The organism is Auraticoccus monumenti (assembly GCF_900101785.1).
Taxonomy (GTDB): domain Bacteria; phylum Actinomycetota; class Actinomycetes; order Propionibacteriales; family Propionibacteriaceae; genus Auraticoccus; species Auraticoccus monumenti.
This window is the reverse complement of the sequence record NZ_LT629688.1, coordinates 1,126,110-1,153,109: the sequence shown is the minus strand read 5'-3', so window position 1 is coordinate 1,153,109 and position 27,000 is coordinate 1,126,110. Positions and strand designations below refer to the sequence as shown.

Here is a 27,000-nt window from a genome sequence, read left to right as displayed (position 1 = left end):
CTACCGCAGCGCCCAGCGGGTGAAGAGGTGGTCGTCCTCGGTCAACACCGACGCGAGCCGGGCCCGACGCGGGGGCCGCAGGCCGGGACCCGCCACGATCCGGGCGGCGTCCCCGCCGACCAGGGACGGCGAGGTGGTGAGGACCAGCTCGTCGACCAGGTCGGCGGCGAGCAGCGACTCGTTCAGCCGGGCACCACCCTCGCAGACCACCCGCCGCAGCCCCCGCTCCCGGAGCCGGGCCAGGGCCGCGGCGAGGTCGAGCTCGTCCGCGCCGGCCGTCACCACGTCGGCGACCTCGGCCATCGCGTCGGTCGCGGAGCGCTCGGTGGTGAGGACCAGCGGCCGGGTGACGGCCTCGGTGAACAGGGGGTGGCCGAGGTCGAGGCGACCGCTGCTGCTGACCACCGCGAGCCCGGGGTGGGCGGTCTGCCCGCGCGCCACCCGCCGGGCAGCGACGTCGTCCTCGACCCGCAGCGGGCCGTAGCCCTCGGCCCGGACGGTCCCGGCCCCGACCAGCACCACGTCGGAGACCGCGCGGAGGGTGAGCAGCAGCCGCTGGTCCGCGGGGCTGGTCAGCGAGCCGACGCGGCCGTCCACGGTGGCGGCGCCGTCCACGCTGGAGACCATCACCGTCCGGAGGTGGTCCGTGTCAGGGGGCAGCAGCTCGGTCTCCAGGTCGACCTCGGGGCCCTCGTCCAGTCGTCGCACCGCGTCTCCTCCGCTCGACCGCCACGCCGGCGGCACGCCCGCCCGAGCATGCCACGGCGCACCGCCTCGCTCGGCCGGCAGCAGGCGCGGGGTCAGGCCGGCTGGACGCGCTCGCGGGCCGCGTGACCGAGCAGCGCCACCCCGAGGGTCAGCACCCCGGCCACCCCCATGCCCAGGCCGATGTGGACGCCCAGCAGCAGGGCGCCGACGCCGGCCCCGACCAGGATCAGCAGCACCGCGAGCACCCGGCGCGGGGCGTTGCGGCCGTCCCCGCCGGCCAGCCGGGACTCCGAGGCCAGCCCGACGATGGTGGAGGTGACCACCACGGTGGTGACGTCGGCCACCGCCAGCCGGCGGGCGGCCGCGGCCTGGGCGCCCATCGCCGCCCCGAGCAGCGCGGTGACCGCGGTGCCCCAGACGGTGCCCTCCTCGGGCGGGGCGGCGAGGCTGGCCACCCCGGTGCCCAGCAGGATCACGCCGACGGTGGCGAAGACGGTGGTGCTGCGCCCGCTCCAGCCGACACGGGCGCCGCGCATGGACCGCCCGCCGACCGCGGCGCCCAGCAGGAACGCCGCCAGCGCGACCAGCGGGCCGAGCACCGGCAGGTCCTCGGCGCGCGCCAGGGCCATGCCGAGGATGACCACGTTGCCGGTCATGTTGGCGGTGAAGACCCGGTCCAGACCCAGGTAGCCGACCGCGTCGATGATCCCGGTGGTGAAGGTCAGGGCGAGCATCATCACCAGGTGCATCCGGGCCTGGTCCGCGCGCAGTCGTCTCACGCGAAGCCATTGTGGTCCGCGGGCCGCGGGTGGGCCACCTCCGGCGACCCGGAGGGACCGCCGGGTTCGGCGGAGGTTCGGCTGGTGGGCAGAATGCCGGGGTGCCAGCCGTGCCGTGGACCGTCCGCCCCGCCGAGCCCGGGGACGCCGCCGACTGGGTGGAGGTCCACCTGCGGGGGCTGGCCGAGACCTACCCGCAGATGCCGCCGGCCTTCGTGGGGTCGCGCCGGGCCCGGCAGACCGAGATCGTGGCCTCGACGCGGGCCGAGATCGAGGACGCCGGCCCCGACGAGCGGTACCTGGTGGCCCTCGACGCCGACGACGCGCTGGTCGGGATCGGGCACGCCACCCGTGGTGCGCAGGAGTGGGAGCGTCGGCTGCTGGCCCGCTACCCCGACGACGCGCTCGGGCTGCAGCGGGGCGTCCGGGACCCGGGGCTGCGGCAGCTGACGACGCTCTACACGGTGTCGCGGGTGCACGGGTCGGGGGTGGGTGGGGCGATGGCCGAGGCCCTGGTCGGGGACGAGCCCGCCTACCTGTGGATCATGACCGGGAACGACCGGGCCGAGGCGTTCTACCGACGACGGGGCTTCCGTCGGGTCTCGGCCGCCGTCCCCTCCGGGCCGACCTGGTTCGCCTGGCCGATGTTCCAGATGGCCCGCTGAGGACGTCCGCCTCAGCCGCCCAGGGTGGAGACGATGGCGTCGCGGAGCTGGATCGCGGCCAGCACCACGAAGAAGACCCCGACCAGCCCGAGGGCGACGTTGCCCTTGACCCCGTTGCGCCACTCGCGGGGCGTCCGGTCGGTGTTGAGCAGCCAGATCAGCGTGACGGCCAGGAACGGCATGAAGAAGGCACCGAGGACGCCGTAGGTCAGGATCACCGCGACCGGCTGGCCGAGGAAGACCAGGATGATCGGCGGGAAGGTGAGCCACAGGACGTAGACCTTGAACCACCTGCCGCCGGTGCGGGTGTCGGGGTGGCCGGGCTCCAGCCCGCGGACGTGACCCATGAAGTCGGCGAACATCAGCGACACCCCGTTCCAGACCCCCAGGATCGAGGAGAACGAGGCCGCCCAGAACCCCACCAGGAAGACCTTGCCGAAGACGGGTCCGTAGCGCTCGGTCAGCACGGTGGCCAGGTCGAGCAGCCCGCGGTCCCCGCGCTGCAGGGCGATCTCGGTCGAGTACAGCAGCTCGGCGCCGACGATCAGCATCGCGATCACGAAGACGCCGGTGACCACGTAGGCCATCGCGTTGTCCAGCCGCATCACCTTCATGAACCGCGGCGTGTGCCAGCCCTTCTCCCGCAGCCAGTAGCCGTAGGCGGCCAGCGTGATGGTGCCGCCGACGCCGCCGGCCACGCTGAGGATGTTGATCATCGATCCGGCCGGGACGGTGGGCACCAGCCCGCGGAGGACCTCCAGCAGGTTGGGCGTGGTGAGCACGGCGGCACCCACCACGGTCACGAACATCACCGCCACCAGGGCCGCAGTGATCTTCTCGAAGCCGGAGTACCTGTTGAACCAGACCAGCACCAGACCGATCAGGCCCGACGCGATGGCGAAGACCTGGATCGGCACCCCCGGGAAGAGAGCGGCCAGCGGCAGCGCGCTGGAGAGCATGGCGCTGGCGCCGTAGACGAATCCCCAGATGACGATGTACGGCGCGAAGTAGATCGTCGTCCAGCGGCCCAGGGAGCGCCAGCCCTCGAAGATGGTGCGCCGGGTGGCCAGGGAGTACCGGCCGGCGCCCTCGACCAGGATGATCTTGAGCAGGCAGCCCAGCACCACCACCCAGAGCAGCGCGTAGCCGAACTTCTGCCCCGCCACCAGGGTGGCGACCATGTCGGCCGCCCCGACACCGGTGGCGGCCACCATCAGGCCGGGGCCGACGACCTTCCACCTCGGGGGCGGTGCGGTCACGTCGGCGCCGGGCCGGGCGGCGGTGTCGCCACTCATCGTCGGGTCCTCTCGGGGAACGTGGGGAGGGCCCGAGCCAACCACAGCGGCCCGGGACCCCTCAAGACGCCGACGCCGTGCGCGCCCCCGCGGGGACGGACCTCCGACGGGAGCGCGCACGTCGTCTCAGTCACCCTTGACGTTGACCACCTGGCGCAGGGTGAAGCGGACCTCCACCAGGTCGGCGGCGTCGGCCATCACCTGCTCGATGTCCTTGTAGGCCGCCGGGATCTCGTCGATGAAGGCGTCGGAGTCGCGGTACTCGATGCCGGCCATCGCCTCCCGCAGCTGCTCGCGGGTGAACGTCCGGCGGGCGGCCGCGCGGCTGTGGGCCCGTCCGGCCCCGTGCGGGGCCGAGTGCAGCGCCACCGGGTTGCCCAGGCCCTGCACGACGTAGGACCGGGTCCCCATCGAGCCCGGGACCAGGCCCCACTCCCCCTCACGGGCGCTGATCGCTCCCTTGCGGGAGACCAGCACCTCGCGCCCGAAGTGCCGCTCCTGCGCGGTGTAGTTGTGGTGGCAGGAGACCGAGGTGGTCACCTCGACCGGCGCACCCATGAGCTCCGCGGTGCAGGCCGCGACCCGGTCCACCATCTCGGCACGGTTCTCCCGGGCGTAGTCCTGGGCCCAGTGCAGCTCGGCCAGGTAGTGGTCGAACTCCGGCGTGCCGGCCACCAGGTAGGCCAGGTCGGGGTCGGGCAGGGAGATCCACCAGCGCTTCATCAGGTCGCGCGCGACGCCGATGTGGTGCTGGGCGATCTTGTTGCCCACGCCCCGGGAGCCGGAGTGCAGGAACAGCCAGACGCGGTCCTCCTGGTCCAGGGACACCTCGATGAAGTGGTTGCCCGAGCCCAGGGTGCCCAGCTGCAGCTCCCACCGCGGGGCGTAGCCGGCCGGGTCGAAGCCGGCCGCCTGGGCCTGGACGCGCAGGGCCGCGACACGCGTCCCGGCGGAGTCGGTGAGACGGTCGTTGGCCGCACCCGCCGACAGCGGGACGGCGTCCTCGATCGCCCGACGCAGCACCGAGAGGTCGCGCCCGGCCAGGTCGTCGGCGGTCCAGCCGGTGCGGACGGCCTCCATCCCGCAGCCGATGTCCACCCCGACCGCGGCCGGCATGATCGCCCCGAGGGTGGGGATGACCGAGCCGACGGTGGCGCCCTTGCCGAGGTGGGCGTCCGGCATCAGCGCCAGGTGCGGGTGGATGAACGGCATCGTCGAGGTGCGGACGGCCTGCTCCCGCGTGCCGTCCTCGAGCAGGGACGCCCAGGACAGGGCCTTCGGCGCGATGCGGCTGGTCATGGTTCCTCCAGGGTGGTGGGGCGGTGCGGTGGGCAGGTACGACGGGGGCGGGCGCGGACGACGGGTCCGTGGACCGGTCGTCAGGCGGGCGAGGGGGTTCGGGAGCAGCGGGCGGGACGACGCGACGTCGTCCTCGCCTGGCGACCGGGGAGCGGGCTTGGGCCCGGCGGCGGTCAGGCCCGGCGGGGCGAGGGATACCGGTCGGACGCCGGCGTCCCGGCGAACCGGGGCCGTTCGCGTCCGGACAGGCGGCGACCGGGACGTCGGGGTGCGGCGTGCGGGGCACGCCTCCGGTTCCTGGTCACGGGAGCAGACCCTAGGCGGAAGGGGGCGCCGGCGGCGATCCGTTATCACGCCGGGGGCCCTCACGGAAGCCCGCACGGGGCTGGGCACCGGCCGGCCGCGGCGTTCCGCGGCGTGTCGCGGATCTGTCCACAGCACCTGTGCACAAACGGGCCTGCCAGCACGGACAGAAGCCCTGTGTCAAGCCAGCGGCGCCGCGCCCGGACGCCCGGAGTTTTTCCGAGTTTTCTTCCCGTTCACCCCCCACGGACGGCATCTTCCCTAGTCAGAGCGTCTTGAGGGTGCAAGTCGACAGTGAGTCCACACCTGCGTGCCCAGCTTCTGCACAGCGCTCGGGCGTGTCTCCACAACGTATCCACAGTTGTCCACAGGGGCTGTTCACAACTGCGCTTGGAGGCGGCCCGACGCGGTCCTAAGGTGACGCGACGGACAGCCCGGACGGGCCTCGTCGGCGGTGATCGACCCGGAAGTGTCAGACCTCCTCCCTAGCGTGGGAGTCCTCCGGGGGTGACGTCGTCGGGAGGTCGCCGACGGCGGTCCGCCGGGGTGGGGGCGAGGGGTCGCCACCACGCCCGCACCGCCACCGCGGAGCGGGGAGGACGAGCAGGAGGAGCACGGGTGAGCGTCGCCGAGGTCCGCGAGATCGACAGCCGAGCCCGTGCGGTCGACCGCACCCCGCCGCAGGACCTGGCCGCCGAGCAGAGCGTCCTCGGCGCGATGCTGATGAGCAAGGACGCCATCGCCGACGTCGTCGAGACGCTCAAGGGCGCGGACTTCTACCGCCCGGCCCACGAGTTCATCTTCGACGCGATCCTCGACCTCTACGGGCGGGGGGAGCCCGCCGACGCCATCACCGTGTCGGCCGAGCTGACCAAGCGCGGGGAGATCGGCAAGGTCGGCGGGCACCCCTACCTGCACGACCTGCTGGCCTCGGTCTCGATCGCGGCCAACGCCGGCTACTACGCCCAGATCGTGCACGAGAAGGCCATCCTGCGCCGGCTGGTCGAGGCCTCGGTCAAGATCGCCCAGATGGGCTACAACGGCCAGGGCGACGTGGCCGACCTGGTCGACGCGGCCCAGGCCGAGGTCTACGCGGTGACCGACGGGAAGACCAGCGAGGACTACCAGCCGCTGTCGGCGCTGATGGAGACGACGCTGGACGAGATCGAGGCACTGGGTTCCCGCTCCGGTGACATGGCCGGGGTCCCGACGGGGTTCGCCGAGCTGGACGACCTCACCGGCGGTCTGCACGGCGGGCAGATGATTATCCTGGCCGCGCGCCCCGCGGTCGGGAAGTCGACCCTCGGGCTGGACTTCGCCCGCGCCTGCTCGATCAAGCACGGGTTGACGTCGGCGATCTTCAGCCTGGAGATGAGCAAGACCGAGATCACCATGCGGCTGCTCTCGGCCGAGGCGCAGATCCCGCTGAACCACATCCGCAAGGGCACCATGACCGACGAGGACTGGACCCGGCTGGCGAAGAAGATGGGCGAGGTCAGCGAGGCCCCGCTCTTCGTCGACGACTCCCCGAACCTGACGATGATGGAGATCCGGGCCAAGGCCCGCCGGCTCAAGCAGCGCCACGACCTCCAGCTGATCGTGATCGACTACATGCAGCTGATGTCCTCGGGCAAGAAGGTCGAGTCCCGCCAGCTGGAGGTCTCGGAGTTCTCCCGCCAGATCAAGCTGCTGGCCAAGGAGCTGCACGTGCCGATCGTGGCGATGTCGCAGCTGAACCGTGGCCCGGAGCAGCGCACCGACAAGAAGCCGATGCTGTCCGACCTCCGTGAGTCCGGGTCGCTGGAGCAGGACGCCGACATGGTGATCCTGCTGCACCGTGAGGACATGTACGACAAGGAGTCAGCCCGGCTGGGCGAGGCCGACTTCATCGTGGCCAAGCACCGTAACGGCCCCACCAAGACCGTCGAGGTGGTCTTCCAGGGCCACTACTCCCGCTTCGTGGACATGCAGCACTGAGCGCGGGTCCCTGCTCGACACGGTCATCACCGGGTCCCGGACCGCTTCGTGGGCTCCCGTCGGAGCTCGGCATCGGTCAGAACCCGACGGGCTCCCGCGGGGTGTAGGGCGCCTCCAGGGTGGCGACCTCGTCCTCGGTGAGCTGCAGCTCGAGCGCGGCGACAGCGTCGTCGAGGTGGTGCGGCTTGGTGGCGCCGACGATCGGCGCGTCGACCACCGGGTTGCGGAGCACCCAGGCCAGCGCGACCTGGGCCATCGGCACCCCGCGGTCCCCGGCCACCTGCTCGACCGCCTCGACGACGGCGCGGTCGGAGTCCTGGAACAGGGTCTTGCCGAAGGCGTCGGAGTCCGACCGGTTGGTCTCCTCGCCCCACGGCCGGGCCAGCCGACCGCGGGCCAGCGGGCTCCAGGGCAGCGACCCGACGCCGGTGTCGGCGAGCAGGCCGAACATCTCCCGCTCCTCCTCCCGCATCAGCAGGCTGTACTGGTCCTGCATGGTGACGAACCGGGTCCAACCACCCAGGTCGGCGGCGTGCTGCATCGTGGCGAACTGCCAGGCGTACATCGACGACGCCCCGAGGTAGCGGACCTTGCCGGCCTTCACCACGTCGTGCAGCGCCTCCATCGTCTCCTCCACCGGGGTGGCCGGGTCGAAGCGGTGGATCTGGTAGAGGTCGATGTACTCGGTGCCCAGCCGGGTCAGGGAGGCGTCGACCTGCTCCATCACCGCCCGACGAGACAAGCCGGAGCCGCCGGGACCCTCGTGCATCCTCCCGTTCAGCTTGGTGGCCAGCACGATCTCCTCCCGCCGGCTGTAGCGGCGCAGCGCCCGTCCGGTGAACTCCTCCGAGGAGCCGAGGCTGTAGACGTTGGCGGTGTCCCAGAAGGTGATGCCGAGCTCGACGGCCTGGCGGAAGAACGGCTGGGCGGCGTCCTCGTCGAGCACCCACGGGTGGCCGCCGCGGGAGGCGTCGCCGTAGCTCATGCAGCCGAGCGCGATCCGGCTGACGGTCAGGCCGGTGGGGCCGAGGCGGGTGTGGTCCATGAGGGTCCTCTCGTGGTGGCTCACCCCCATCCTCCCAGCCGGTGCTGCGTCGGCGTCGCTCCCCCGACCGCCTCCGCAGCCGGGTCCCGGGTCGCCGGACGTCAGGCGGTCCGCAGAGCCCGGTCGATCCACTCCGTCATCAGGGCCCTTTCGGCGGCGGTGAGTCCTGGCAGGTCCGGCACCGCGGTGGCGAAGGTGACCGCGATGGCGGTGGTGCTCGTACCGGGGGCGGCCGGGGCGTCGGCCAGGACGCTGCCCAGGACGGCGTCGAGCATCGCCTCGGACAGAGCAGGGTCACGGTCCTGCTCGGGTTGGGCCAGCAGGGCGAGAACCGTCCCGTGCCCCGCGGCGTGGACCATCATCAGCGCGCGCTGCTCGTCGACGCGCAGCAACCCGGCGGCCGCGAGCCGCCGCACCCGGGTGCGCAGCACCTCGATGCCCGCCGCCGTCGCCGGCGAGGGACCGCTGCGCGCCCGCGCCGCCATCAGCCCGTACAGCTCGGGGTTCGCCAGACCGAAGTCGACGTGCGTGCGCCACCCCGAGCGAAGACCCTCCACCGGATCGCCCCCCGCGTCCTGCGCGGAGGCCGTCTTGGACGCCACGTAGGACGCCATCACGTGCTCGGCGACGGCGTCCAGCAGCCCGTCCTTGTCACCGAACAGGCGGTAGATGGTCGGCGCCTGCACGCCCGCCGCCTGCGCGACCGCGCGGGTGGTGACGCCGTCCGCACCCTCGTCCCGCAGCAGCCGGGCCGCCGCATCGACGACGCCCGCCCGGACGTCGTCACGGGACGGCACCTCACGCACAGCAACCACGGAGCGATGTTAACAGCGCATGGCTACCGGTGGTTTATCAGTGCTAACGTGATCGCAATATCGTCGATTCGCAGGAGCAACCATGATCGTCGTCACCGGTGCCACCGGACAGCTCGGGTCCCAGATCGTCGAGCGCCTGCTCGAGCGGGTCCTCACCGAGACCGTGGGCGTCAGCACCCGCGACGTCGACCGGGCCGCGGGCCTGGCCGCTCGCGGGGTCCGGGTCCGCGCCGGCGACTTCACCGACCCCGAGTCGCTCGGACACGCCTTCGAGGGCGCCCGCCAGGTCCTCGTCGTGTCCTCGGCCATCCGCGGTGGTGGCGCGGGCGCGGCGAACCGGGCCGCTGTCGACGCGGCCCTCGCCGCAGGGGCCGAGCGGATCCTCTACACCAGCCACCAGGCGGCGTCGCCGGACTCCCTGTTCGCCCCCCAGCTGGTGCACGCGGCGACCGAGCAGCACCTCGCCGGGCTGGGGGTCCCGTTCACCGCCCTGCGCAACGGCTTCTACGCGAGCACCCTGGCCTTCTCGATCGGGTCGGCGCTGGAGACCGGAGAGCTGGTCGCACCCGCGGACGGCCCGGTGTCGTGGACCGCCCACGCCGACCTGGCCGAGGCCGCCGCCACCGCGCTGACCGAGGACGGTGCGCTCGACGGCGTCACGGCCCCGCTGACCGCTGCCGAGACGCTCGACCTCGAGGCCGTGGCCGCCCTGCTCAGCGACCTCACCGGCCGCCCCGTCACCCGGGTCGTCGCCGAGGACGAGGAGTGGCGGGCGGCTGCCGTGGAGCAGGGCATGCCCGCTGCGGCCGCCGAGTTCACCCTGGGGATGTACCGCGCGGCACGACGCGGCGAGTTCGCCGTGACCGACCCCACCCTGGAGCACCTCATCGGTCACCGCCCCACCTCCGCCCGCGCGGTGCTGGAGACCCTCGTCTCCCGCTGATCCGCCCGGGACGCGGGTGCGGGTTGACCCTGTGGCGGGAACACGGTCTTGGCTGGCCACGGTGCCGCTGCCGGCACCGACGACGAGAGGCGAGGACCAGATGACCGACGGACCCGGCGACCAGCCCGCCACCGAGCAGCAGCGGTCCCTGGCCGCTCCCTCGCTGGTGGAGGACGTCCTGCTCCTGCTGTTCCAGCCGCGCTCGGGGACGATCGCGGGGGAGAACACCCTCTTCTACGTGCTCGGGGGAGCCGTCCTCGCGGAGCTGGCCCTGACCGGGCGGGCGGAGATCCGGTCCTCCGGACGCTTCTCCAGCGCCGTCCACGTGCTCGGCGGGACCCCGCCGGAGGACGAGCTGCTCCGTCCCGCCTGGGGCTACGCCGCGCAGAAGCCGCGGAACGTCCAGACCGTGCTGGCCGCGGTCGGACCCGAGCTCCGCGAGCCGGTGCTGGACCGTCTGGTCGAGCGGGGCGACCTCAACCGCGAGGAGAGGAAGACGCTGGGGATCTTCAGGACGACCAGGCTGACCGAGGGCAGCGGCCGTCGCCAGCAGCTGCTCGACGCCGTCCGGGCCGTCCTGGTCGGCCGGGACGACCCGACGCCCCGGACCGCTGCCGCCGCCGCCCTGCTGTCGGCGAGCGGGATGCTGCCCCAGTTCGACCCCGAGATCCCGTGGGGCTCACGCACCCACGACCGGGGCAAGGAGCTCGAGCAGGGCAGCTGGGGTGCCTCCGCCGCGGCCGCCGCGGTGACGCGGACCACGGTGGCGATCGTCAGCGCCTCGGTGTCCACCTCCACCACCACGCTCCCCGGGAGCTGACCACCTCCCCTGCCCACCCCGGAGCGCGGGGCGGCACGGCCTCCCCCGGCGGCGGGTGCTGACGGGCGGCGGTTCACCGGCGCTGCGGCGCCTACCCTGGGAAGGTGCCGCTCTCCCTGCCCGAGGCCCGCGACCGTGCGGCCCTGATCGAGGACGTCTCCTACGAGATCACCCTCGACCTCACCGACCGGGCGGCCTTCCGCTCGACCACCACCGTCCGCTTCGGCTGCCACGAGCCCGGGGCCTCGACGTTCCTGGAGCTGGCTGACGCACTGGACGTGACGGTGAGCGGCAGCACCCGACCGACCGTCTGGGCCGACGGCCGGATCGCGCTCACCGACCTGCAGGCGACCAACGAGGTCACCGTGGACGCCCGGCTCCCCTACGTCACCGACGGGGCCGGGATGCACACCTTCACCGACCCCGCCGACGACCACACCTACGTCTCGGCCTACACCGGGATGGACCTCTCCCAGCGGGTCTTCGCCTGCTTCGACCAGAACGACCTCAAGGCCCCGGTCAGCCTGACCGTGCTCGCTCCGGAGGGCTGGACGGTGCTGGCCAACGGCCGGCTCGCCGCCCAGCAGGACGGCCGGTGGGAGTTCGCGCCGACCCCGCCGATCCCGATCCCCATGTTCGTGGTCTGCGCCGGCCCGTGGCACTCCCGGACCTGGGACTTCCACGGGCTGCCCTTCGGCTGGCACGCCCGCGCCTCGCTGGCCGAGGTCTTGGACCGCGAGCTGCCCGAGCTGCAGCGGGTCACCGAGGCCTGCTTCGAGCACTACGGGCGGACCTTCACCGAGCCCTTCGCCTTCGACTCCTACGACCAGGTCTTCGCCCCCGGCCAGAACTGGGGCGCGCTGGAGTCCCCCGGCTGCGTCACCTACCGCGACGAGCTGCTGCCGCCCGCGCCCACCGAGACCGAGCGACGCACCCGGGCCATGGTGATCGCCCACGAGATGGCCCACATGTGGTTCGGCAACCTGGTCACCATGCGCTGGTGGGAGGACACCTGGCTGCAGGAGTCCTTCGCCGACTACATGGGCTACCAGGTGGCCGAGGCCGCTGCCGGGGTCGCCGACGCCCGCGCCGACTTCACCATCCGCGCCAAGCGCAACGCCCTGCTGGCCGACGAGCGCCGCTCCACCCACCCGGTGGCCGCGCTGAGCGAGGAGGTCCCCGACGTCGACACCGCGCTGGGCAACTTCGACGCCATCTCCTACGCCAAGGGCAACGCCTGCCTGCAGCAGCTGGTGACCTGGCTCGGGGAGGACACCTTCCTGGCCGGCACCGACGCCTACCTGAGCCGGCACGCCTTCGCCAACACCGAGCTGACCGACTTCGTCGACGCCCTGGACGCCGTGACCGACCGGGACGTCCGCGGCTGGGTGGAGTCCTGGCTGCGCACCACCGGTTTCGACACCATCCGGGTCCGGCGCGGTCCGGACGGGCCCGAGCTGGTCCGCGAGGGGACGCGACGCCACCGGCTCGCCGTCACCGCCTACGACCAGGACCTCACCCCGCTGCGCACCGAGGTGGTGGACCTCGGCGACGACCCGGTGCCGGTGCCCGACGGCGCGGCCGTGGTCCCCGACAGCGGCAGCCACACCTTCGCCCGGCTCCGGATGGACGCCCGGAGCTGGGAGGTGCTGACCCGCGGCCTCTCCGCGCTGCCCGAGCCCGCGGCCCGGGCCGTGGTCTGGAACACCGCCTTCGACCTGGTCCGCTGCGGGGAGGCCCGCGGCGAGGACTACCTGGACCTCCTGGCCGCGCACCTCCCGGCCGAGCCACGCGCCACCTTCGTCGAGGCCATCGTGCAGACCGCCCTGGACGTCGTCGTGCCGAGCCACCTCCCGGCCGGGGCCGCCACCCCGGCGCTGGCCCGGGTGGCCGACGCCTGCGCCCGCGGCCTGGCCGCCGGCCCGTCCGCGGAGGTGGCGGCCTACCTGCTGCGTGGACTCGCCCGCAGCACCGACGACGCCGCGCTGCTGCACGGGTGGCTGGACGACGGGCGCACCTCCACCGGCGTCCCGCTCGACCCCACGCTGCGCTGGCTGGCCACCACCCGGCTGGCCCAGCTCGGCGCCCTCGACACCGACGGGGTGGCCGCCCAGCAGCGGCTCGACCCCTCGATGACGGGCACCCTCGGCGCCGCCCGGGCCCGGGCGGCCATCCCCACCGCCGCCGCCAAGGAGGCCGCCTGGCGCTCCCTGACCACCGACCCTGACGTCTCCAACCGGGTCTTCGAGGCCACCGCGGCCGGCTTCTGGGACCCCGAGCACCTCGACCTGGTGCTGCCCTACGTGGGGCGCTACGTCGAGGTGGTCCCGACCCTGGCCGGCGCCCGCGGGGCCACCTTCGGCCGCACCGTGGCGGCAGCCTTCCCCTCGGTCCCCCTCACCGACGAGCACCTGGCCGCCTTCGACCGCGCCCTCGCCGGGGACCTGCCCACGGTGGTCCGTCGCACCTGGCAGGACCGCCTGGACGACCTCCCCCGCCGCCCCACCGCCGCGTAGGCCTGGGACCCGCCGCCGGCCCAGGGGCCGGTCCGCTCGGTGCGGCCCGGACCCGGCGGCGAAGGGTCTCGGGGCGGAGGGCGACCCGAGGGGCCCGGCCCGGCTAGGCTCGCGCTCCGTGGACACCAGCCTGTGGACCCTGCCCGCCGGGGAGCTGCTCGACCGGACGGCCTCGGCCGACCCCACCCCCGGTGGGGGTTCGGTGGCGGCCGTCACCGCGTCCCTGGGCCTCGGCCTGGTGCTGATGTCGGTCGAGGTGACCCTGGCGGGGGCCCACCGCGACGACGCCGACACCGACCCCGGCGAGCTGCAGCAGGCCCGCACCGACGGCGTCGAGCTGCTCGGCCGGCTCCGCGCCGCCGCCGACCGCGACGTCGCCGAGTTCGAGTCCGTGATGGCCGCCTACCGGCTGCCGCGCGGCGACGAGACCGAGGTCGCCACCCGCCGCGAGGCCGTGGACACCGCGCTGGTCTCGGCCACCGAGGGACCGCTGGAGCTGGTGGAGCAGGCCCTGGCCGGGATCGACCTCGCCGACCGGGTCGAGCCGGCGGTCTCGGCGACCGTGGTCAGCGACACCCTGGCCGGCCGCGACCTGCTGACCGGCGCCGCCCGGGCCGCCCTGCGCACCGCCGACATCAACCTCGGCCCGCTGGAACGCCGCGAGCACCCGCAGGCGGCGGCCCTGCGCCGGCGCCGGGATGCCGCGGAGCGGGCCCTCCCGCCGAGCGCGGAGCCCCAGACCCCCGGAGGCGACCGCTGATGGAGACCACGGTCATCGACCCGTCGCAGGTGGCCGAGCGCTACCGCGCCGAGATCCGCGCCCAGGTCGAGGAGCTGCCCCGCCGGCCCAAGGTCGTCGGCCTGCTCACCCAGCACGAGGGGCCGGCCCACACCTACGCCACCTACGCCAAGCGCGGCACCGAGGCCGTGGGCATGGAGATGGAGCTGTGGCGGCTGGAGCCGCACGAGGTGGGCGACGCGGTCCGCCGGGCCAACGCGGACGAGTCCGTGGACGGCATGTTCCTCTACTACCCGCTGGTGGACCCGGTGGAGGACCGCTGGCTGCGCGAGCTGGTCGACCCCCGCAAGGACATCGAGGGCATGCACTCCTTCTGGAGCCGGCTGCTCTACGAGAACCGCCGCTTCCTCGACGACGCACACACCCGCCGGGCCATCGTGCCCTGCACCCCGCTCGGCATCCTCAAGCTGCTGGACGAGACCGGCCTCCGCGGCTCAGGCGCCTCGCCCTCGCTGGAGGGTGTCACCGCGTGCGTGATCAACCGCAGCGAGATCGTCGGCCGACCGCTGTCGGCCATGCTGGCCAACGACGGCGCCACCGTGCTGTCCCTGGACCTGAGCGGCTCGGTGGTCTTCGACCCCGCGATCGGTCGCCACACCCACTCCGTCCGTGACGCCGAGGTCTCCCGCGCCGAGGCGCTGGCCGCCGCCGACCTGGTGATCACCGGGGTCCCGTCGCGGGACTTCCCGCTGGTGCGCGCCGAGGAGATCCGGGAGGGCGCGATCTGCGTCAACTTCTCCTCCTACCGCAACTTCGACGAGTCGATCATGGGCACCGCCTCGGCCTTCGTGCCGCGGGTCGGGCCGATGACGGTGACCATGGCCACCCGCAACCTGCTCCGGCTGGCCGCCGTCCACCGGTGAGCGCGGGCCGGCCGGTCAGCACCGTCCTACTGGACCTGGACGACACCCTGGTCGACCAGGCCACCGCGGCCGCCGAGGCGGTCGTCGCCTGGGCCACCACGCTGGGCGTGATCGGGGAGCCCGAGGAGCTGGTGGCCCGTTGGGAAGCGCTGAGCGAGCCGCACTACGCGCGCTGGCAGGCCCGGGAGATCACCTTCGCCGAGCAGCGGCGGGCGCGCGTCCGGGAGCTGGCCCGGCACCTGGACCTGACCGAGGACGCCGCCGCGGACGCAGCCTTCGCCGGCTACCTGGAGCGGTACCGGGCGGGCTGGCGCCCCTTCGACGACGCCGTCCCCACCCTGCGGCGGCTGCGCGCCGACGGGCTGCGGCTCGGGGTGCTGACCAACGGCGAGGAGGACCAGCAGCAGGAGAAGCTGGACCGGACCGGGCTCACCGAGCACGTCGACGTGCTGATCGCCTCCTCCGCGCTGCCCTTCGGCAAGCCGCACCCGCTGGCCTACTCCGCCGCCGTCGAGCGGCTCGGGGTGCGCCCGGAGGAGGTCCTGATGGTCGGCGACTCGCTGGAGAAGGACGTCCGCGGCGCCCTGGCCGCCGGGCTCCGGGCCGTCCTGCTGGACCGCACCGGCGTCCACGCCGGCGTCGACGTGCCCCGGATCCGGACCCTGCACGAGCTCGTCCCGTCGGAGATCCTGGGCCAGGGCACAGCGGGGTGCCCGGACCTCTGAGCCGATGACGTCCAGCAGCCGTCGGGGTCGAGGACAGAACGGCACGATCGTGCCGGATCAGCCCTCGGGGCACCGCCATCCGCGCGCCAGGGCCCATATCGGCATGATCGTGCCGATGGTGCGTCTGCAGCCGAGCTCATCCTCCTCTCCCTCGGCGGATCGGTATGATCGTGCCGATCTGGAGGTCACACATGTCCGGTCTGGGGTCGTCCGTCCGACGTCGACGCAAGGAGCTCGGCCTGCTGCAGAGCGAGCTGGCCGATCTCGCCGGGGTGTCCGAACGGTTCGTGCGCGAGGTGGAGCACGACAAGAGCACCGTCCGGCTGGACAAGCTCCAGCAGCTCCTGGCCACCCTCGGTCTCCGGCTCGAGGTCACCCGCGGACGGCAGGAGTGACCACGCCGGAGCCGGACGTCCGCCGCGTCCGGGAGGCGACGGTCGTGAAGGCCGGCACCGTGGCGGCCAGCCTCTCCCGCACCTCCGACGGCGTGGTGTTCCGCTACGAACCGAGCTACCTCGCCGCCGGCGGCCCCCCGGTGGCGACCACCCTCCCCCTCACCGACGAGCCGGTGCTCACGCCAGGGCGGTCGGTCCCGCCGTTCTTCGCCAACCTGCTCCCCGAGGGGCGCCGCCTCACCGCCCTGCGTCGCCACGTGAAGACGAGCGCCGACGACGACATGACGCTGCTGCTGGCCTCGGGCGCGGACCCGGTCGGCGACGTGCAGGTGCTGCCCACCGGGGCCGACGCGGCGGACGCGGACCCCACCGCGACCGCACCCGCGCTGGACCCGGTCGACTCGTGGGCCGACCTGGACTTCGGCGACCTGCTGCGCCGGGCGGGCGTCGGCGACCCCTCCTCCCTCGCCGGCGTCCAGGACAAGGCCTCGGGACGGATGCTGACCCTCCCGCTGGCCTGGCGGGACCGAACCGTGCTGCTCAAGTTCGAGGTCCCCGAGCACCCCCACGTGGTCGAGAACGAGGCGTGGTTCCTGCACCGGGCGCGACGGCTGCGGCACCCGGTGGTCCGGGCCGAGGTGGTGCACGACCGGACCGGTCGTCCCGGCCTGCTGGTCACCCGCTTCGACCGCCGCGTCGGCACCGACGGCACGCTGACCCGGCTGGCGGTCGAGGACGGCGCCCAGCTGCTCGGGCGCTACCCCGCGGACAAGTACGCGGTCAGCACCGAAGAGGTGGCCGAACGACTGGCGGCGGTCTGCGGTGCCCCGCTGGTGGCGCTGCGCCAGCTGCTGATCCAGGTGGTCTACGCCTGGCTGACCGGCAACGGCGACCTGCACGCGAAGAACGTCTCGGTGCTGCGTGCCGACGGGGAGTGGCGGACCGCTCCGGTCTACGACGTCCCGGCCACGGTCTGCTACGGCGACGACACCATGGCGCTCCCTGTCGGCGGTCGGCTGGACGGGCTGTCCAGGCGGTCCTTCCTGGAGCTGGGCAGCTCGGTGGGCCTGCCGGCCCGGGCGGTCGGGTCCGTCCTCGACCACGTGCTGGGCGTCACCGCGGGGATGGTCGAGGAGCTGGCGGCGGGCGCCGTGCCGCTGGACCAGTTCCGGCGCACCCGGCTGGTCCGGACCCTGCGTCACCGACGGCGGAGCCTGGAGGGGTGAGCGCCCGCTGAGCCGGGGTGGCCACCCGGGGGGCCCTCCGGGCGCCGGCCGCAGGGGGTGGTGCACGGCATCCCGCGGTGGCACCCTGACGGCATGGCCACTCTCGGGAGCGACGACCTGCGTGGCGCGCGGCTGGTCGGTGTCGACCTCAGCGGGGCCCGACTCGTCGAGGTGGACCTGTCCCGGGTGGTGGTGCGCGGCGGGGACCTCGCGGACGCCGACCTCGACGCCCCGTGGCTGCTCGACGGCCGGAGCACCCTGCTGGTGAACGGGGTCGACGTGGTCCCCTACGTCGAGGCCGAGCTCACGCGCCGCTTCCCCGAGAGGGCCGGTCGCCGGGCCGAGGACCCCGACGGGCTGCGCGAGTGCTGGGCCGCGCTGGAGCGCACCTGGGCGGCGACCGTCGAGCGGGCGGAGGCCATGCCCGCCGGGACCGTCGACGTCTCGGTGGACGGCGAGTGGTCCTTCGCGGAGACCCTGCGGCACCTGGTGCTGGCCACCGACCTGTGGCTGGGGAAGGTCGTCCAGGGTCGGGAGCAGCCGTTCTCCCCGCTCGGGCTGGCCTTCCTCGACGCCGGCGAGCACGGCATGGACCTCTCCGTCTTCACCGACGCGACGCCGTCCTGGACCGAGGTGCTGGAGGTCCGGGCCGACCGCCTGGCCATGGTCCGCGACCACCTGGCCGGGCTCCGCGCCGAGGACCTCGACGCACCCCGGGCCGGCCCGTGGGACCCGCAGCGCACGCTCACCGTCCTCGGCTGCCTGCACACCGTGCTGACCGAGGAGTGGGAGCACCTCCGCTTCGCCGTCCGCGACCTCGACGCGATCGCCGCGCGGGCCTGAGGGACACCGCGCGCCGGTCTCAGCCGCGGGTCGCGGCCGAGACCGCCTCCAGCAGGGCCGGCAGCGCGTCCTCGCCGTCGTCGGCCCCGATCAGCACCGTGCCGGGACGCTGCGCCAGCACCGACCTGATCGCGGCCTCGTAGCGGGGCACCGCGACCGCCGGGTCCTCCCCGGGATCGGCGACCTCGACCTGCTCGCGCGCCGCCGCGGCCCGCTCCCGGTACCTCCGCACGGCCGTCGCGGGAGGAGCGGTCAGGGCGACCTCCACGAAGGGGACGCCGAGGCCCTCGGCGGTCGTGGCGAGCTCGAGCACGAAGTCGACCCGCCCGAGCAGCTGGGGGACCAGCACGTCACCTCCGGCCCCGAGGGCGGGTGCGATGCAGGCCAGGGCCATCCGCCGGGCCAGCCGGCCGGCCTGGTCCGGGCGCCGCGCCCAGCCCCCCACCAGGCTGCGGAGCAGGTCGACCTCGAGCACGACGCTGGGCGGGCGGGACTCGGCGTAGCGACGGGCCAGGGTGCTCTTGCCCGTGGCCGGACCGCCGTTGACCAGGACGAGACAGGGCACGGGGTGAGCATAGGCAGGTGCTGCAGGTCCTGCAGGACCCGCTGGCCCGGCTGGGAACCTTTGGCCGAGCCGGCTCGTGCTCCAGTTGTTGCACCGTCAACCTTCTAGGAGCCCCCCATGCAGAAGCGCACGCGCACCGTCGTCGTGGTGGCGGCCGCCGTCGCGGTCGTCCTCGTCCTCGGCGCCGTCATCGGCCCGATCGTCTATGCCCGCAGCCAGGACGCCGCCCCACCACCCCTCAGCGTGGGGGACGCCACCAGCAGGACCGCGGAGCCCGCCGCCACCCCCGGGGCCGGCAGCACGTCCTCCCCCAGCCCCTCGGGCGGCAGCGAGGGCACCGCCACGGCCGAGCTCGACGGACGCTGGACCGTCGGTGACGGCTCGCAGGCCGGCTACCGGGTCGACGAGGTGCTGAACGGCGAGGACGTCACCGTGGTCGGTCGCACCGACCAGGTCACCGGGACCGCTGAGGTCGCCGACGGGGCCCTGACCGCGGCCGTGGTCGAGGTGGACGTCGCCTCCATCGCCACCGACTCCGAGCGCCGCGACGGCTACTTCACCGGCACGGCGATGCGCGCCTCCGAGCACCCGACCGCCACCTTCACCCTGACCGAGCCGGTCACGGTGCCGGAGCTGGGTGAGGACCCGGTGCAGGTCGAGGCCGATGGCGAGCTCGAGCTGGTGGGGCAGGCGCGCGAGGTCACCGCCACCATCGAGGTGGTCCGCGACGGCGAGGACGTGGCCGCCTCGGGCAGCATCGACGTCACCTTCGAGGACTGGGGCATCGAGGCACCGAACCTGGGCTTCGTCCAGGTCGAGGACACCGGTCAGGTGGAGTTCCTGGTCCAGCTGACCCGCTGAGGCCGCAGCACCCCGGGCCCGGTGTCGGTCCGGGGACGGACGGAAGCGGCGGACCGTCGCCTCGGGGGGAGCGACGGCCCGCCGCAACTGGGACGACGGGTGTCCGTCGTCCTGGTCGGCCCGTCCACCTCATCGGGGGCGAAGTGGCGCGAGCCGAGCTCGTGCCGGTCACGAGGGGCCACCGCGGGCCCGACGCGGCCGGTGGCGCGACGGTAGTCGGAGGGAGGTTGCAGAGACGTTGCACGGGCGCGGTCCCCCGCCCGAGGGCCGAGGACCGCGCCGTGCGGGGGTCTCAGAGCTCGTCCTCCAGGGCCAGCGTCTCGGCGACCTGGCGGGCGGGGGACTGGCGGACGATGTCGATCGGGTTGTCCTCGACCAGGTGCAGGGTCGGGTCACGGTCCTCCACCACGAAGCGGGCCCGGGTGAAGGCCTGCGCGCCCCGCTCGCGCACCTGGGGCAGGCAGCGGAAGCTGACGTCCATGGCGCCGGGGGTGATGACGGTCGAGACGTAGCCGCGCAGGGCGTTCTGGAACTTGATGTGGGGGTTCCACGCCTGCCACGGGTAGCTGCCGATGGCCGAGTCGCTGCCGTCACCGCCGGAGGTGACCGAGGAGGTGACCAGCTCGGTCCCCACGCTGCGGCCCTCGGGGTCGTCGTAGTCGGCCTTGAGCTCGTTGGCCCAGTGGGTGTGCACGTCGCCGGTCAGCACGACGGGGTTGCGCACCCCGCCGTCCAGCCAGCCGTCGGTGATCCGCTGGCGACTGGCGGTGTAACCGTCCCAGGCGTCCATCGACACGGTCGTGGACGCCCCCTGCTCGCGGTCCCGCTCGGCGAAGAAGACCTGCTGGCCGAGCAGGTCCCACCGGGCCCGCGAGCGCTGGAAGCCGTCCAGCAGCCAGGCCTCCTGGGCCGTGCCGGTGATGGTGCGACGCGCCGAGGACGCCTCGGGGCAGTCGGTGTCCCAGCCGTCGCCGCAGGCCTGGTTCGAGCGGTACTGGCGGGTGTCCATCATGTGGAAGGTGGCGAGCTGCCCCCACTGGAGCCGGCGGTAGAGCTGCATGTCGTAGCCGGTCGGCGCCGAGGAGGGCCGTAGCGGCATGTTCTCGTAGTAGGCCCGGAAGGCGGCCTCACGGCGGGACAGGAAGCCGGGGCGCTCGGCCTCGTTCTCCGGGATCGAGTCGGCCCAGTTGTTGTCCACCTCGTGGTCGTCCCAGGTGACCAGCCACGGCGCCACCGCGTGCGCGGCCTGCAGGTCCGGGTCGGTCTTGTACTGGGCGTGGCGCTGCCGGTACCCGGCCAGCGTGGTGGTCTCCGGACCCTCGTGCGTGCGGACGCCGGTGGTCGCTCCGGCGTACTCGTACTGGTAGTCGCCCAGGTGCACGACCAGGTCGGGTCGCTCGTCGGCGAGGCGGCGGTAGGCGGAGAAGTAGCCCTGCTCCCAGTGGGCGCAGGAGGCGAAGGCCATCGCCAGCGCGGACGGCATCTCGTTGCGGCGAGGGGCCGTCCGGGTCCGGCCCGTGCGGGAGACGTGGCGCCCGAGACGGAACCGGTACCAGTACTCCCGGCCCGGACGCAGGCCGCGGGCCTCGACGTGGACGGCGTGGCCGTGCTCGGGGCGGGCGGTCGCGGTGCCGCTGGCGACCACCTTGGTGAAGCGCTGGTCCGAGGCGACCTCCCAGCGCAGCTGGTGGCTGGCCTGGGACATGCCCCCGCGGCCGTCGTCGGCCATCGGGTCGGTGGCCAGCCGCGTCCACAGGATGACGCTGTCGGGCCACGGGTCACCCGAGGCGACGCCGAGGGTGAAGGGGTTGGTGCGCGGGACCGGGGCGGCGACCGCCGCGGTCGGGAGGACGGAGGGGCTGGCTGCGACGGCTGCGGTGCCGACCAGCCCGGCGGTGAGCAGGGTCCTTCTGGAGGGGGTGGGTTCCATGCCCACGACGCTGGTCGCCCCGGGCGACGGGGCCCGCACCAGCAGGTGACAGCCCGTGGAACAGCGCACATCGGCTCGACGTCCCCGCGCGCACGCCGGGCCGTCCCGCCCGGCGGCGAGCAGGACGCGTGCGGTCAGAGACCGTGCTCGACCTCGAGGGCACGGACGTGCTCCTCCACCTGGAACCGACGCGGCGACGAGGCCGGCAGGCACTCCAGCCCCCGTTCCCACACCTCGAGGTCGTACCGCCCGTGGGGGGTGTCGGCGAAGGCGAGCAGGGCGTCGGCGTCGTCAGCACCCAGCAGGGCCGACCGCAGCTGCAGGTGCAGGTCGTCGCGCAGCTGCTCCACCGCCGGGGCCTGGGACATCGGCAGCACCGGACCGCGGTAAAGGGCGACCGCCCGTCGCAGCGCCCCCGAAGCCAGCAGGCGGCGGAGCCGGACCACGTCGGTGTCGACCTCCTCGCCGAACCGGTAGGGCCGCGACAGCAGCTCCAGCGGCGTCAGCACCGTCCGGAGCCGGGACAGCTCGGCCCGGATGGTCACCTCGGGGAGCTCGTCCTCGCTCAGCGCCACCGCGAGCTGCCCCGCGGTGAGGCCGTCGGCGGACATCGCCAGGAGCAGCACCAGCTCGCTGTGGCGCAGGGTCAGCCGGGTGGTGGTCCCCCAGTGCTGCACGGCGGCGGCGTGGGTGCCGAGGACGTCGATCCGCGGTCGGGAGCGGGAGCCGGACGCCCGGGCGCGGGGTCGGGTGGGAGTGAGCCGCTCGATCCGAAGCTGGGCCTCGACCGCCGCGACGGTGGCCCGGACCAGCCCCACGCTGGACAGCGACACCACGTCCGGACCCCCGGAGAGGTCGAGCACCCCCAGCACGGCACCGGTGTCGGGGTCGCGGATCGGGGAGGCCGAGCAGCTCCAGGAGGCGACCGGGCGCGAGAGGTGCTCGGGACCGAAGATCTGCACCGCCTCGCCCAGCGCCAGGGCCGTCCCGGGGGCGTTGGTGCCGATCGCCCCCTCCGACCAGTCGGCCCCGGCCACGAAGTGGGTGGCCTCGGCCCTGGCGCGCAGCACGGGGTCGCCCTCGACCCAGAGCAGCTGCCCGACCGCGTCGCTGACCGCGACCATCAGCCCGGCGTCGGTGGCGCTGTCGGTCAGCAGCCGGCGGATCACCGGCATCACGGTGCGGAGCGGGTGCGCGGCACGCACGTCGGCCAGGGCGGCGTCGTCGAGCCGGATGGGGGCCAGCTGGTGCTCCGGGTCCACGCCGTCACCCACGCTGCGGCGCCAGGAGTCCAGCACCAGCGAGCGGAGTGCCGGGTGCACGTCCCCCGTGCTGACGAAGGAGTCGTGGGCGTCGTGGAGCGCCCTCGCCAGACGGGAGGGATCCACCCCGATGGGCACCGCTCGGTCGTGACCCATGTCACAACCCTACGGTGCGGACCGTCGGAGGACCACGGTGCGTCGAGCGACAGCCACCCCCTGGGGAGGCGGGGCGTAGGCTCGTGCCATGGAACTGCGGTGTCCCAAGTGCGAGTCCCCGATGCGTCAGTACGAGCGCAACGGCATCACCATCGACCAGTGCAGCCAGTGCAAGGGGATCTTCCTGGACCGAGGCGAGCTGGAGCGGCTGAGCGAGGCCGAGGGCTCCTACTACGCCCAGGCCTCGGCCCCGCCGCCGCCCGGGTACCCGGCCCAGCCCGGCGGATACCCGCCGCCGCAGGCCGCGATGCCGTACCAGCAGCAGCGCTGGGGCAGCCCCGGCTCACCGGACTCCCCGCACCACTACGGGCAGCAGGGTCACCGCCGCCGTCGCAAGTCCTTCCTGGGCGAGCTCTTCGACTGAGCCCGGGGCGGCTCAGGGGGTGGCGAGCCCACCCAGGACCAGACCGGCCCCGCCCCCGAGCAGACCGACCACCAGCAGCGCCCCACCGACCCCGATCAGCACCCTGAGCCGGTTCGGTCGCTCGGGGTCGCGGCCGAGGACGGAGAGGAAGAAGCCGGCCGGCATCACGATCGCCGCGAGCAGCACGGCGTCGGCCAGCTGACGGCTCCAGCCCGGGACCTGCTCGGGCACCAGCAGCAGGCGCACCACCAGCCCCAGGATCACCAGGATCCCGGCGTGGCCGTGGCCCGCGCGGTAGAAGCGGCGCTGCAGCTCGTTCGTGGCCACCCCGCCGGTGGAGACCTTGAGCAGGAACGAGCCGCCGTAGGCGATGGTCACCACGACCATGACCACCACCCCGCTGGAGATCATCTGCGCGCCGGTCATCTCGGGCTCCTCGTGCTGGTGGTCGGGTCGGTGCCGGCCGGGTCGAAGAGACGGGCCAGGGTGCTGCGGGCCAGCTCTGCGGGGGTGGCCCCCACGGCCTGCCAGCGGGCGTCCTGGAGGTTGCCGGTCAGCAGCAGGGTGGCCAGGCCGTGAGCCGCGCTCCAGGCCGTCAGGGCCACCACGTCCTCCGACGTCTCCCCACCCCGGGCACTGCGCTCCAGCTCGGCGAAGGAGGCCTGGCGGGCCGAAGCCAGCGCCGGGTCGTCGGGGTCGCAGAGCGCGGGGGTGAACATGACCTGGAAGTGGGCGGGGTGGGCGGTGGCGAAGGCGACGTAGCCCACGCCGGCGTCGAGGAAGCTGCCGCCCGCGAGCCGGACGGCCGCCAGGTCCCGGGCCAGGGTGGTGAAGCCCTCCGCCGCCAGGGCGGTGAAGACGCCCCGCAGGCTGCCGAAGTGGTGCCGCGGCGCGGTGTGGCTGACCCCGAGGTCGGAGGCCACCGAGCGCAGGCTGACAGCGGAGGGGCCCTGCTCGAGGACGACCTCGGCGACGCGACGCAGCACGGCCGCGCGGAGGTCACCGTGGTGGTAGGTCGCCATGGGTTGAACTTACCAGCGCAAAGTTGCCACCGGCAAGACCCGTTGACTCAGACGTCCAGGGAGCCGGCCAGCCGCTCCAGCTCGCTGCGGGCGGCCCCCATCTCGGTCCGGCTGCGCTCGCGGTGCTCGGCCATCTCCGGCACCCGCTCGGCCAGGGTCAGGCTGGCGCTGACCACGTGCACGTCCATCCCCAGCGCCTCGCCGAGCACGATCCGCAGCACCGGGGTGGCGTGGTCCCAGTCCGCGGTGGGGGTGCCGGGGTCGTAGGCGCCGCCCCGGGTGGTGGCCACCACGACCGGGCGCCCCCGCAGCGGCTGCGTCGGTGCCGCACCGGTGGGCGCCAGCACCCCCGGCACGTGCACCCGGTCCAGCCAGGCCTTGAGGGTGGAGGGGAGGGAGTAGTTGTAGAGCGGCAGCCCGATCAGCAGCACGTCGGCCGCGAGCAGCTCCTGGATCACCTGCTGCTGGCGGGCCACCGCCTCGGGGTCGAGCCCCAGCGCGCCCGGGTCGCTGACCGGCCAGTGCAGGGCCGAGCTCTCCAGGTGCGGCAGCGGGTCGGCGTGCAGGTCGCGGTGGCGGACCACGTAGCCGTCACCGCGGCGTCGCCAGGCGTCGGCGAAGACGCGGGTCAGCTCGCGGGAGCGGGAGGCGGTCGGGTCGGCGGAGCAGTCCAGCTGCAGCAGGGTCGGCACGGGGTCACGCTAGCCGTCGGCACCCCCGCTGCCGCGGGACGTCGACCCCGGACCGGCCGTCCTCCGCACCCTGACCGACCGGTGGGGCCCGAGGAGCCTGCCTGACAGCGCCGGTGGGACGACCGGCCCCCCGCCCTGAGACCCGTGTCGAGTTCTGGCGGGCGGCTCCGACCTACGGGCATGAACAGCAACCGAGCACTGCCGGACCCGGTCACCACCGAGCTCCTCGGCTGGATCCGGGAGAGCACCGAACGGCTCTGCCGGTCCAGCGAGGGGCTGACCGAGGAGCAGGTACGCATCCCCGTGGCACCCTCCGGGTGGACCGTGGCCGGACTCCTCGGCCACGTGCACGACTCCACCTGGTTCTGGCTCCACCACGTCCTCGCCGGGAACCCTCTGGCCTTCAGCGAGGAGGACGTGTGGGACGACCACCCCGACCTCTCGCTCGGGGCGTTGCAGCACCGGCTCCGCACGGACACCGCCCGGGCTTGCTCCGGCGTCGAGCACCTGCCGAGCGGCGCCGTACCGGCGTGGTGGCCCGAGGGTGCCTGGGGCGGCTACCGCCAGGAGACGGTCCGGGGCGTCCTGCTGCACCTGCTGGTCGACGACACCGCCCACACCGGGCATCTGGACATCGTCCGCGAGCAGCTCGACGGCTCCGTCTGGGACCACGCCCTGGGTGGCCTGCGTCGACCGGACTGACGGCCGCCACCGACAGCCCACCGCCCCCATCTCGCACTGTGCCCCGCCTACGCTCACCTAGCCCCCCCTATAGGCGGGGCGATGTGCCCGCAGGTGGGGCAACGTGGATCCGGGCGGTCTGCGTCGTGCACAGATGCGGATGGGGAGCGGTCCGGGAGCGCGACCACGTCCGCGCCGTTCGGCCGCACAGCCCACCGCCCCCATTGCGCACTCTGCCCCGTCTACGGTCACCTAGCCCCCTCTATAGACGGGGCAACGTGCTCGTAGGCGGGGCAACGTCGGGGAGAGGCGGTCCGTTGTGCACAGGCACCACGAGGAGCTCCCCGGCGGGGACGCCGGAGTGGCGCACCAGGTCGGCCAGCCGGTCCAGCGCCACGGTGGCCCCCACGGGACGCTCCCGCCGGGCGGACCCAGGCCGTGACCTCGGGCGGACCTAGGCCGTGACCTCGGAGCGCCAGGAGTGCTGCGGCTCGAAGCCCAGCACCCGACGGGCCTTGTCGATGGACAGCAGGGTGTCGTTCGGCCCCTCGGTGGGGCGGTACTCCACCTCCGGGAACACCTCGGCCACCAGCTCGTCGTTGGGCCGGGTCATCACGGTGTCGGCGTTGGCGATGATGTAGCAGTCGAAGCCCTGCGGCGCCCGCTGCAGCGCGCGCTCGATCGCGAGGGCGCCGTCGCGCGCGTCGATGTAGCCCCAGAGGTTCCACTTCCGGGCGACGGCGTCGTCGTCGTAGCCGGGGAAGGCGGCGTAGTCGGCCGGCTCCATCACGTTGGAGAAGCGGAAGGCGCTGATCGACAGGCCCGGCTGCCAGCGGCACAGCTCGGCCGCCATGGTCTCCTCCAGGTGCTTGACCAGGGAGTACACCGACTCCGGCCGGGCCGGGTACTCCTCGTCCACCGGGATGTAGGGCGGCGGGGTGTCGAAGGGCAGACCGAGGACGGTCTCGCTGGAGGCGTAGACGATCTTGTCGATGCCCAGCCGGACCGCGGCCCAGAAGAGGTTGAACGTGGTCACCATGTTGTTGTGGAAGGTGGCGACGTCGGTGGCCAGACCCGGGGCGGGGATGGCCGCGAGGTGCACCAGCGCCTCCACCGGGTCCCCGCGGTCCACCCCGGCGAGGGCGTCCACCACCTGCCCGAAGTCGGTGGTGTCCACGGCCACGAAGCCCGGCGCGCGCTCCCCCACCCGGTCCAGTGCCACCACGTCGTGGCCGTAGCCCCTCAGCTCCCGCACGACCGTGCGTCCGAGCTTTCCTGATCCTCCGGTGACCGCGATGCGCATGCCGCCACTCTGCCCCATCGGCTGTGCCCACCCGTCCCCGGCCGCCCGGCACGCTAGCGTCGAGGCGGCGCGAGGAGGAGCAGCGGTG

General features: G+C 73.8%; 27 protein-coding genes. 14 read left to right on the top strand and 13 right to left on the bottom strand.

What is annotated here, in order from left to right; genetic code table 11:
- Complete coding sequence (locus BLT52_RS05325; RefSeq protein ID WP_090591334.1) at nucleotides 1-708, bottom strand: pyrimidine reductase family protein; 708 nt, start codon at nucleotides 706-708, stop codon at nucleotides 1-3.
- Nucleotides 709-800: 92 nt separating this feature from the next.
- On the bottom strand, nucleotides 801-1,487 hold the full coding sequence (locus BLT52_RS05320; protein WP_231946509.1) for a DUF1275 family protein: 687 nt from the start codon (nucleotides 1,485-1,487) through the stop codon (nucleotides 801-803).
- 101 nt (nucleotides 1,488-1,588) lie between these two features.
- Here BLT52_RS05320 and BLT52_RS05315 point away from each other — a divergent pair, with 101 nt between their 5' ends.
- Nucleotides 1,589-2,152: a GNAT family N-acetyltransferase gene (locus BLT52_RS05315; RefSeq protein ID WP_157676985.1), complete on the top strand. Its 564-nt coding sequence runs from the start codon at nucleotides 1,589-1,591 to the stop codon at nucleotides 2,150-2,152.
- A gap of 11 nt (nucleotides 2,153-2,163) precedes the next feature.
- Here the strand turns inward: BLT52_RS05315 and BLT52_RS05310 are convergent, their stop codons facing one another.
- Entirely contained in the window at nucleotides 2,164-3,447 is a 1,284-nt protein-coding gene (locus tag BLT52_RS05310) for an Nramp family divalent metal transporter (protein ID WP_090591327.1), read from the bottom strand.
- A gap of 126 nt (nucleotides 3,448-3,573) precedes the next feature.
- Entirely contained in the window at nucleotides 3,574-4,746 is a 1,173-nt protein-coding gene (locus tag BLT52_RS05305; RefSeq protein WP_090591326.1) for an RtcB family protein, read from the bottom strand.
- Between the two features lie 945 nt (nucleotides 4,747-5,691).
- Between BLT52_RS05305 and dnaB the strand changes: the two genes are divergently transcribed.
- On the top strand, nucleotides 5,692-7,026 hold the full coding sequence (gene dnaB, locus BLT52_RS05300; protein WP_231946605.1) for a replicative DNA helicase: 1,335 nt from the start codon (nucleotides 5,692-5,694) through the stop codon (nucleotides 7,024-7,026).
- 76 nt (nucleotides 7,027-7,102) lie between these two features.
- Here dnaB and BLT52_RS05295 read toward each other — a convergent pair whose 3' ends face one another.
- Together BLT52_RS05295 and BLT52_RS05290 are read right to left on the bottom strand one after the other, a co-directional pair.
- Complete coding sequence (locus BLT52_RS05295; RefSeq protein ID WP_090591322.1) at nucleotides 7,103-8,071, bottom strand: aldo/keto reductase; 969 nt, start codon at nucleotides 8,069-8,071, stop codon at nucleotides 7,103-7,105.
- Nucleotides 8,072-8,172: 101 nt separating this feature from the next.
- A complete protein-coding gene (locus BLT52_RS05290; protein ID WP_090591319.1) occupies nucleotides 8,173-8,886 on the bottom strand; it encodes a TetR/AcrR family transcriptional regulator in 714 nt (237 codons plus the stop codon).
- A gap of 82 nt (nucleotides 8,887-8,968) precedes the next feature.
- Here BLT52_RS05290 and BLT52_RS05285 point away from each other — a divergent pair, with 82 nt between their 5' ends.
- The 9 genes from BLT52_RS05285 to BLT52_RS05245 all read left to right on the top strand — a co-directional run bounded on the left by BLT52_RS05285 (nucleotide 8,969) and on the right by BLT52_RS05245 (nucleotide 18,016).
- Nucleotides 8,969-9,829: an NmrA family NAD(P)-binding protein gene (locus BLT52_RS05285; protein ID WP_090591318.1), complete on the top strand. Its 861-nt coding sequence runs from the start codon at nucleotides 8,969-8,971 to the stop codon at nucleotides 9,827-9,829.
- A gap of 100 nt (nucleotides 9,830-9,929) precedes the next feature.
- Complete coding sequence (locus tag BLT52_RS05280) at nucleotides 9,930-10,649, top strand: GOLPH3/VPS74 family protein (protein WP_090591315.1); 720 nt, start codon at nucleotides 9,930-9,932, stop codon at nucleotides 10,647-10,649.
- Between the two features lie 104 nt (nucleotides 10,650-10,753).
- The gene (pepN, locus tag BLT52_RS05275) at nucleotides 10,754-13,165 is read left to right on the top strand and encodes an aminopeptidase N (RefSeq protein WP_090591314.1); all 2,412 of its coding nucleotides are present in this window, start codon (nucleotides 10,754-10,756) and stop codon (nucleotides 13,163-13,165) included.
- A gap of 118 nt (nucleotides 13,166-13,283) precedes the next feature.
- The gene (locus BLT52_RS05270) at nucleotides 13,284-13,925 is read left to right on the top strand and encodes a cyclodeaminase/cyclohydrolase family protein (protein ID WP_090591311.1); all 642 of its coding nucleotides are present in this window, start codon (nucleotides 13,284-13,286) and stop codon (nucleotides 13,923-13,925) included.
- Nucleotides 13,925-14,827 (top strand): bifunctional methylenetetrahydrofolate dehydrogenase/methenyltetrahydrofolate cyclohydrolase, encoded by a 903-nt coding sequence (locus BLT52_RS05265; RefSeq protein WP_090591309.1) that lies wholly within the window; start codon nucleotides 13,925-13,927, stop codon nucleotides 14,825-14,827. Before BLT52_RS05270 ends, BLT52_RS05265 begins: the two co-directional genes overlap by 1 nt.
- Nucleotides 14,824-15,552 carry an HAD family hydrolase gene (locus tag BLT52_RS05260; RefSeq protein WP_090591307.1) on the top strand — a complete coding sequence of 243 codons (729 nt, stop codon included), beginning with the start codon at nucleotides 14,824-14,826 and terminating at the stop codon, nucleotides 15,550-15,552. The genes BLT52_RS05265 and BLT52_RS05260 overlap by 4 nt, the downstream gene beginning before the upstream one ends.
- A gap of 191 nt (nucleotides 15,553-15,743) precedes the next feature.
- Complete coding sequence (locus BLT52_RS05255) at nucleotides 15,744-15,947, top strand: type II toxin-antitoxin system Y4mF family antitoxin (protein WP_172803992.1); 204 nt, start codon at nucleotides 15,744-15,746, stop codon at nucleotides 15,945-15,947.
- Nucleotides 15,948-15,991: 44 nt separating this feature from the next.
- Nucleotides 15,992-17,173: a type II toxin-antitoxin system HipA family toxin gene (locus BLT52_RS05250; protein WP_172803991.1), complete on the top strand. Its 1,182-nt coding sequence runs from the start codon at nucleotides 15,992-15,994 to the stop codon at nucleotides 17,171-17,173.
- 93 nt (nucleotides 17,174-17,266) lie between these two features.
- On the top strand, nucleotides 17,267-18,016 hold the full coding sequence (locus tag BLT52_RS05245; RefSeq protein ID WP_090591301.1) for a DinB family protein: 750 nt from the start codon (nucleotides 17,267-17,269) through the stop codon (nucleotides 18,014-18,016).
- Nucleotides 18,017-18,035: 19 nt separating this feature from the next.
- On the opposite strand, the gene BLT52_RS05240 is transcribed toward BLT52_RS05245, so the two are convergent.
- Nucleotides 18,036-18,581: an AAA family ATPase gene (locus BLT52_RS05240; RefSeq protein WP_090591298.1), complete on the bottom strand. Its 546-nt coding sequence runs from the start codon at nucleotides 18,579-18,581 to the stop codon at nucleotides 18,036-18,038.
- Nucleotides 18,582-18,698: 117 nt separating this feature from the next.
- Between BLT52_RS05240 and BLT52_RS05235 the strand changes: the two genes are divergently transcribed.
- Nucleotides 18,699-19,442 carry a YceI family protein gene (locus tag BLT52_RS05235; RefSeq protein ID WP_090591295.1) on the top strand — a complete coding sequence of 248 codons (744 nt, stop codon included), beginning with the start codon at nucleotides 18,699-18,701 and terminating at the stop codon, nucleotides 19,440-19,442.
- A gap of 292 nt (nucleotides 19,443-19,734) precedes the next feature.
- Here BLT52_RS05235 and BLT52_RS05230 read toward each other — a convergent pair whose 3' ends face one another.
- Both BLT52_RS05230 and BLT52_RS05225 read right to left on the bottom strand, forming a co-directional pair.
- On the bottom strand, nucleotides 19,735-21,372 hold the full coding sequence (locus tag BLT52_RS05230) for an alkaline phosphatase D family protein (protein ID WP_090596324.1): 1,638 nt from the start codon (nucleotides 21,370-21,372) through the stop codon (nucleotides 19,735-19,737).
- A 134-nt stretch (nucleotides 21,373-21,506) separates the two neighbouring features.
- Nucleotides 21,507-22,790 (bottom strand): sigma-54-dependent transcriptional regulator family protein, encoded by a 1,284-nt coding sequence (locus BLT52_RS05225; protein WP_090591294.1) that lies wholly within the window; start codon nucleotides 22,788-22,790, stop codon nucleotides 21,507-21,509.
- 88 nt (nucleotides 22,791-22,878) lie between these two features.
- On the opposite strand from BLT52_RS05225, the gene BLT52_RS05220 reads away from it, so the two are divergent.
- Nucleotides 22,879-23,214 carry a TFIIB-type zinc ribbon-containing protein gene (locus BLT52_RS05220; protein ID WP_090591291.1) on the top strand — a complete coding sequence of 112 codons (336 nt, stop codon included), beginning with the start codon at nucleotides 22,879-22,881 and terminating at the stop codon, nucleotides 23,212-23,214.
- A gap of 12 nt (nucleotides 23,215-23,226) precedes the next feature.
- Here BLT52_RS05220 and BLT52_RS05215 read toward each other — a convergent pair whose 3' ends face one another.
- From BLT52_RS05215 to BLT52_RS05205, 3 genes are read right to left on the bottom strand one after another with little or no spacing between them, the layout of a single operon-like run.
- Nucleotides 23,227-23,640 (bottom strand): hypothetical protein, encoded by a 414-nt coding sequence (locus BLT52_RS05215; RefSeq protein WP_090591289.1) that lies wholly within the window; start codon nucleotides 23,638-23,640, stop codon nucleotides 23,227-23,229.
- On the bottom strand, nucleotides 23,637-24,236 hold the full coding sequence (locus tag BLT52_RS05210) for a TetR/AcrR family transcriptional regulator (RefSeq protein WP_090591287.1): 600 nt from the start codon (nucleotides 24,234-24,236) through the stop codon (nucleotides 23,637-23,639). Before BLT52_RS05210 ends, BLT52_RS05215 begins: the two co-directional genes overlap by 4 nt.
- A 47-nt stretch (nucleotides 24,237-24,283) precedes the next feature.
- A complete protein-coding gene (locus BLT52_RS05205; protein WP_090591285.1) occupies nucleotides 24,284-24,928 on the bottom strand; it encodes an FMN-dependent NADH-azoreductase in 645 nt (214 codons plus the stop codon).
- Nucleotides 24,929-25,108: 180 nt separating this feature from the next.
- Between BLT52_RS05205 and BLT52_RS05200 the strand changes: the two genes are divergently transcribed.
- Complete coding sequence (locus BLT52_RS05200) at nucleotides 25,109-25,630, top strand: DinB family protein (RefSeq protein ID WP_090591282.1); 522 nt, start codon at nucleotides 25,109-25,111, stop codon at nucleotides 25,628-25,630.
- A gap of 433 nt (nucleotides 25,631-26,063) precedes the next feature.
- Here the strand turns inward: BLT52_RS05200 and BLT52_RS05195 are convergent, their stop codons facing one another.
- Entirely contained in the window at nucleotides 26,064-26,912 is an 849-nt protein-coding gene (locus BLT52_RS05195) for an NAD-dependent epimerase/dehydratase family protein (protein ID WP_090591280.1), read from the bottom strand.
- Nucleotides 26,913-27,000 lie beyond the last annotated feature (88 nt).